At 40.8% G+C, this 7,102-nt stretch carries 4 protein-coding genes; 3 read left to right on the forward strand and 1 reads right to left on the reverse strand.

What is annotated here, in order from left to right:
• Positions 1-258: 258 nt before the first annotated feature.
• Positions 259-1,470 carry a DUF4349 domain-containing protein gene (locus tag ACZW67_RS13840; RefSeq protein ID WP_465183736.1) on the forward strand — a complete coding sequence of 404 codons (1,212 nt, stop codon included), beginning with the start codon at positions 259-261 and terminating at the stop codon, positions 1,468-1,470.
• A gap of 284 nt (positions 1,471-1,754) precedes the next feature.
• On the opposite strand, the gene ACZW67_RS13845 is transcribed toward ACZW67_RS13840, so the two are convergent.
• On the reverse strand, positions 1,755-3,341 hold the full coding sequence (locus ACZW67_RS13845) for an isocitrate lyase (RefSeq protein WP_201591896.1): 1,587 nt from the start codon (positions 3,339-3,341) through the stop codon (positions 1,755-1,757).
• Between the two features lie 754 nt (positions 3,342-4,095).
• Here ACZW67_RS13845 and ACZW67_RS13850 point away from each other — a divergent pair.
• Both ACZW67_RS13850 and ACZW67_RS13855 read left to right on the forward strand, forming a co-directional pair.
• Positions 4,096-5,085: a LysR family transcriptional regulator gene (locus ACZW67_RS13850; RefSeq protein ID WP_110923131.1), complete on the forward strand. Its 990-nt coding sequence runs from the start codon at positions 4,096-4,098 to the stop codon at positions 5,083-5,085.
• Positions 5,086-5,479: 394 nt separating this feature from the next.
• The gene (locus ACZW67_RS13855; RefSeq protein WP_465183737.1) at positions 5,480-6,853 is read left to right on the forward strand and encodes an NAD-dependent succinate-semialdehyde dehydrogenase; all 1,374 of its coding nucleotides are present in this window, start codon (positions 5,480-5,482) and stop codon (positions 6,851-6,853) included.
• Positions 6,854-7,102: the final 249 nt, after the last annotated feature.

A 7,102-nucleotide genomic window follows, 5' to 3' on the forward strand; every position in this document is an offset into this window, starting at 1 on the left:
AGTAATTTTGTCAATATGTTCATATTAACGGCAATTCCTTCCTTGTTTATCTACAATTTTTCTCATTTTAAGCCTCACAATCTAATTGATGACACACCCTAGGTGTTTTTTCTATAAAAAATACACTTTTGTTTTATTATCGCTATAATTGAGAAAATATTGAACAAAAGTATATTTAATATGAGAGAAATCCAGATGATATCTGCAAGCAGTCTTTTGAAAAAACAGGTTGGTTTTGATAGGCAGCACGATTCTATGATGAGTAAGCTTAAAACATCATCACCACTCAATCGTTTGTCATTATCTATAGCAGCGGCAATGCTCGGGTCTGTATTACTGATGAGTGGCTGTAGTCAATCTGAGGAATATGCAGAAAGTGCCTCAGAGGAGCCAAGTGACTATGCGAATGAAAAAGACGTTAGTGCTGATATAAATACCGTGATGTCTGAGCAATCAGCTGTTGCAGAGCTAGAATCAGAGGCTGGCAATCAAGCCAATGAGTTGACGGTTGAGAGCTTATCAGAGAGTAGTGAGCAGACACTTGCTAGTCAGGCCGCTAATATCCAAATACAAGGTAAAGAGCTGCTGATTAATGCCAGTGCAAACTTTACTGTCAAAGACGTGGTCAAGAGTAGCGCTGCTATTGAGACGTTGACACGGCAGCAGGGTGGCTATGTGGCGCTCAGTAATATTAGCAACTATCCACGTAGTGATAGAACCTTTGTCCAAGGCGATAAAAATATTACAATCACAACCTATAATCGCCAAGCTGAAATGACGGTTCGGGTTCCTCGTGTCAACGTCAATAAGTTCTTGGAGCAAATGCAGCAGCAAGTGGCTTTTTTGAATGGTCAGGAGTTCACGGCACAAGACGTTACTTTGGATATTTATCGTGAGCAGCTGGCAAGTCAGTTGAATAGCGATATGGCGGATGAGCTCAGTCAAGAGCGTCTCGATAGTAAAAATGATAAAGATCAGGGTAGTAATGTCGATGCTATCACCGCTACTTATGCAGCACGTCGCCAAAAAGAATTGGCAAAGCTTGAGCAAATGGATATCGCCGATAAAGTTAAATACAGCACCATCAATCTGAGCTTTATGCAGCCAGATGTCAGTTATAAAGAAACCACGCAAAACCTAGACGTTTTGATAGATGCTGAGCGGCCGAGTTTTGGCACCGAAGTCAACAAATCATTCAAAGATGGTTGGAGTATGCTCAGGTCATTTGCACTTGGCATTATACAATTGTGGTGGCTAGTGGTGCTTGGTGGTGTTTTTTATCTCATTTATAGAATGATAAAAGCGATCTATCGTAAGTTTTTTAAACACAGCCCTCGTGTAGAACACTTACGACGTAATCTGATGGGTGAAAACCAAGACGTCCATCATTCAGAGGGTATAAAGAGCAATCAGGTAGGTGATAATACCGACAGTGCTAAAGAGACTGATAGCAAGGATGCTAAGCACTAGGGCGTGTTCTCAATTCAAACGAGTGTCCTCTAAATGAGCTAAAAATAGCTAAATTTTGCCAAACATCGTCAAATATCTGGTTAATATCCTGATATTATCTGCGCTATTTTCCTCGTTTGACGGCAATTTATCTCATTTTTATCATCATCTTTAAAATGAGGACACACCCTAGAATGGATGCTTAAAAAGCTCACAATAACAGAATATCAATAAACAGCCATAAAAAAGCCGCCCTACATTATGTAGGGCGGCTTTTTTAGCAATGACTTATAGAGAGTCGGTGATTAGAACTGGTTCATTGTGTTCTTGCCGCCGCCAGCTTTAAGTGCGTTGTCACCAGAGAAGATTTCTTTGTGGTCATCACCTAGGTCAGAACCGGCCATTGCTTGGTGCTTAACACAAGCGATGCCTTCGCGGATTTCTTTACGTTGTACACCAGCTGCATAAGCAAGCATGCCTTCTTCACCGAAGTAGCCTTTAGCAAGTTCATGAACGCTAAGAGCAGTCGTGTGGTAAGTCGGTAGCGTGATTAAGTGATGGAATACACCGGCTTCACGTGACGCATCACGTTGGAAGTTCTTAGCTGCAACATCAGCTGCTGCATCAAGATCAGTACCGTCATAATCAGCACTCATCAAGTCATCTTTATTGTAGCTAGAGATGTCTTTGCCTTCTTCTTCCCACTGGGCGATCACTTGCTTACGGAAGTTAAGCGTCCAGTTGAATGATGGGCTGTTGTTGTATACAAGCTTCGCTTTAGGCTGTTGCTCTTTAATACGGTCAACCATCATTTTGATGTGTTCTACGTCTGGCGTTGGTGTTTCAATCCATAGTAGATCGGCACCGTTTTCTAGAGCGGTCACACAGTCAAGTACAACGCGGTCAATGTTTGTGTCTTCGCGGAACTGATATAGACCATTTTGCAGACGAACTGGACGTACTAGTTTGCCGTTGTGCTTAAGTAAGCTGTCGTTTTCTTGAGCATTTTCTAAAGTAACTTCTTCCATTTCGATGAAGTCGATGTATTTAGAAGCTAAATCGCCTGGCTCATTTGATACTGGGATTTTTTGCGTGAGTGATGCGCCTTCAGAGTCAGTACGAGCAACGATAACGCCGTCTTCAACACCAAGCTCTAGGAATGCATAACGGATAGCGTTTAGTTTAGAGATGAAGTCTTCATGCGGTACAGTTACTTTACCAGCCTGGTGACCACATTGCTTAGCATCAGATACTTGGTTTTCAACCTGAATGGCACAAGCACCTGCTTCGATCATTTGCTTAGTCAATAGGTAAGTGGCTTCTTCGTTACCGAAACCTGCATCGATATCAGCGATGATTGGCACAACATGCGAATCAAAGTTTTCGATTTTTTCTACGATAGCTGAAGTATCTTGACCAGCTTCTTCAGCAGCGTTTAGCTCACGGAAGTAATCGTTCAATACTTTAGCATCGGCTTGACGTAGGAAAGTATAAATTTCTTCGATTAGCTTAGGTACTGATGTTTTTTCGTGCATAGATTGGTCAGGTAGTGGACCAAACTCAGAGCGTAGAGCTGCAACCATCCAGCCTGATAAGTAGATATAAGTTTTAGAAGTCGTGCCAAAATATTTCTTTTTAGCGTACATAGTTTGTTGTGCAACAAAACCATGCCATGCACCTAGAGACTGTGTGTACTGAGACGTATCATTGTCATAGTCTTCCATGTCTTGACGCATGATTTTTGCAGTATATTTTGCGATATCCAAGCCCGTTTTAAAACGGTTTTGTGACATCATACGTGCCGCATCGGTTTCGCTAATATTCTGCCAGTTACCGTGCTTTTGCTTCAATTCACGTACTAAGTCGATCGCTGATTTATATGCAGTTGACATCTATGTCTCCTTGGTGGGGTGTAAAAACAAATAAGTTAAGTGCTAAAATAATGACGATTGTGTATGACTGAAAAGGTATACATTTAGACTTTATATTAGTGCTATTGACATCTCATAAGGTCAGACAGAATTACAAGCTATCAGTTAAAGCCTTATTTACCCTAAACAAACTTAGTCACTAATACAAGAGAATTACTAGAACTTGGTAGTGAAAAAACAATGGGCAATGTATAAAAGGTTGCTGAGCTTATTCATATATTTCTAAGGCACTTGCTTTCTTTATTGAGTGGCGATGTCATTATCGGCAATAAGAAATGTTACAATAATAAACAGTTTGTGCGATAGATATAGTCATTGTCTAATGACCATAACGGTCTTTTAAGCAATCAATTGATCGTATGATGCTACCGATAAAGACCATCAATATACTATATAATTGTGTCGGTCAAATGAATGTAGCCAGTCTATAAAACTAAGCCGTATCGTTTGCGTTACAAGTCATCCTATGAGACTTACTATAACTGCCTTACCAAGATTTATCTAATTTATGATTATTATCTTGGGTATTTTCTTTAGTTATAATTCATATATAACAGTACCTTACGTTAGACGGTTTGGGTTATACTTAGCAGATATCGCATAAAATCAGATAAAAAGTAGCAGAATTACACTGTTATAGACTATAAATTGTTAGAACAGCACCAAAAATGCCAAGCTTATAACGGCACTTATCCAAAGGCCAAGAGAACTATATATGAATTTGCAGCGGGTAGATTTAAACTTATTGGTACATCTAGATGTGTTGTTACGAGAGAAAAATGTCACTCGTGCAGCTGAGCAGCTTGGCATTACCCAACCTGCGATGAGTAATATTTTGCGTCGTCTGCGCAAATTGTTTAACGACCCTTTATTGGTTCGATCATCTGAAGGTATGACGCCAACAGAGCGGGCTTTAGAATTGCAACCTCGTATTCGTGAGATACTGGCAGATTTGACACAGGTGTTAGAGCCGCGTACTGAATTCCGTCCTTATAGCACGTCTCGTGTGTTTCGTATCATGACGTCAGACTATGCGGAAGCGACGCTAGTTCCTAAACTGGTCAAAGCACTACGCTCAGAAGCACCCAATGTTATCTTGGATTTCTTGACACCATCGGACGTCTCTTATCGGGATATGGAGCAGGGGCGCGTTGATTTAGCGATTAATCGCTTTAATGAGATACCACAGAGCTTTCACCAAGTGTTGGTGTGGCGTGATACTTTTAGTTGTCTACTATCCTCTGACAGCCCTTATGCCAATCGTTTTAATTTAAAAAACTATCTGAAAGCACAGCATGTTTGGGTGTCAAAAACCGGTATGGGTGTGGGCTTCGGGGTAAATCCTGAAAAATCAGGTGGGCTAGGGTCTATCGATCAAGCGTTACAACGCCTCGGACAAAAACGTCAAATCAGTGTCTTCACTCGTCATTATCAAATGCCAGCCATGCTTGCTGCTAATAAAGATTTGGTAGCAACGTTACCAACACGTGTAGCAAAAATGCAGGCAAATAACGATAGTATCAAAATGGAAGAGCCGCCATTCTTCATTCCTGAGTTTGAGCTGACGATGGCATGGTCACCGTTATTGCAACATCATCCAGCTCATCGTTGGTTACGCCAACTTATCATGCATGTGGCTCGTCAAATCGTTGACGAAGAAGAAAACCCACCGCAGGAGATACCCGTGATGAACCATCTATTTTAAATTGATTCTTTTTTAAGACAGATAAATTTTTTATCAAACCAGCCGCAGGGCTGGTTTTTTATTGGTCTAAATTTACTCAAATACCTCGCCCATAACTCAAACTGCTTACAACTTAAGCGTAATTAATAAGATAGCCACACTCTTAACATCTTATGCACACTTCTTCATATCTTGTAAAACTCTTAGCCAAATTACCTTGTTATGATGACCACGGATAGAAAGCAGTGCACCAACAAGCTGATACCTATTTGAGTGATCGGTTGCTATAAGAACTTATGATACAAAAAGAACTTATTACATAACGTTTGGCGAGTATGCTGAGCCACAAAACAGTAACCAACGCTTATTTTATAAACTGAAAATACTAAACATAAAATATAACAAGGACAATAACATGTCAGATATTACTACTATCAACCCAACCACGGGTGAAGAGATTAAAAATTACGATTACATGAGCGTAGACGAAGTTAATAAAATTGTTGATGCCTCACATGAAGCATTTTTAGCATGGCGCACTGTGAGCCACGAAGAGCGTGGCCGAGCGATCAAATCTATTGGTGATAAGCTAATCGAGTACAAAGAAGAGCTGGCTAAACTGATGACAGAAGAGCGCGGTAAGCTATATAGCCAAAGCTTGCAAGAAATTGATCTGTGTAAGGCAATCTGTGATTATACTGCTGAAAACGGTGTTGAATCATTGGCTGACGATGTACGTGATATTGAGGGCATGAGAAAGGGATTGGTCAGCTATCAACCTATCGGTATCATTTATGGTATGCAGCCTTGGAACTTCCCAGCGTATCAGGTATTACGCTATACCATTGCCAACTTGATGGCAGGTAATAGTATCCTGCTAAAACACGCTTCTAACGTAACAGGCTCTGGTTTATTGATCGAAAAAATACTTCATGAGTCTGAACTGCCAAATGATCTTTTCCGTACCATTATCATTGGTCATGATCAGTCAGAGGAATTAATTAACAACGATAAAGTGCGCGGTGTGACGCTCACAGGTAGCGACAAAGCAGGCGTAATCGTTGGACAGCAAGCCGCCAAAGCAATCAAAAAAGCGGTACTAGAGCTTGGCTCAAACGATGCTTTTATCGTATTAGAAGATGCTGATTTAGATATAGCAGTAGAAACTTGTACACAAGCACGCCTAATCAATAACGGTGAAACTTGTGTCGCTGCAAAACGCTTCATTGTAGTGGATAGTGTATACGACGAATTCCGCAAGCGTATTGTTGAGAAGTTTGAAGGTGCGAAATATGGCGATCCTATGGATGATAGCTCAGACATCGGACCATTGGCTCGCAAAGATCTACAAGAGCAGCTACATGAGCAAGTAGAGCAAAGCGTGGCTAAAGGTGCAACGATTGCTGTTGGTGGTAAAGTTCCTGATAGCAAAGGCAGCTTTTATCCAGCCACTATTTTAGAAAACGTTGAGAAAGGTCAACCTGCCTATGATGACGAGTTGTTTGGCCCTGTGGCTTCGCTCATTCGCGCAAAAGACCAAGACGATGCTTTACGTATCGCTAACGACAGTCGCTATGGTTTAGGCGGTGCAATATTTTCAAAAGATACAGACAAAGCAGTACGCCTAGCACGTGAAGAGTTTGACACTGGTATGGTCTATATCAATGGTTACGGTCTTGCCAATCCTGCATTGCCATTTGGTGGCGTTAAAAACTCAGGCTATGGCCGTGAGCATGGCGGCTTTGGTATCAAAGAGTTTGTCAACATTAAAGCGGTTCATGTCTTTTAATGGCGGTTGATATTGCTATTAGATATTAAGATGGTCGTCACTAGATGACCATTGAATTAAAAAGCCCAGTCACTCGTTATGAGTGGCTGGGCTTTTTAATGTAATCATGTCATACGTGTTAAAACAAGGGCGTGTCAGCAATTAGATTGTGAGGCTTAAAATGAGAAAAATTGTAGATAAACAAGGAAGAAATTGCCGTTAATATGAACATATTGACAAAATTTCTGACGATGTTTAGCAAAATTTAGC

This window comes from Psychrobacter sp. TPE 89C (assembly GCF_055522395.1).

Coding starts and splice junctions, on each gene's coding strand:
- ACZW67_RS13855 (WP_465183737.1), top strand. CDS start 5,480: ATGTCAGATATTACTACTATCAACCCAACCACGGGTGAAGAGATTAAA.
- ACZW67_RS13850 (WP_110923131.1), top strand. CDS start 4,096: ATGAATTTGCAGCGGGTAGATTTAAACTTATTGGTACATCTAGATGTG.
- ACZW67_RS13840 (WP_465183736.1), top strand. CDS start 259: ATGAGTAAGCTTAAAACATCATCACCACTCAATCGTTTGTCATTATCT.
- ACZW67_RS13845 (WP_201591896.1), bottom strand. CDS start 3,341: ATGTCAACTGCATATAAATCAGCGATCGACTTAGTACGTGAATTGAAG.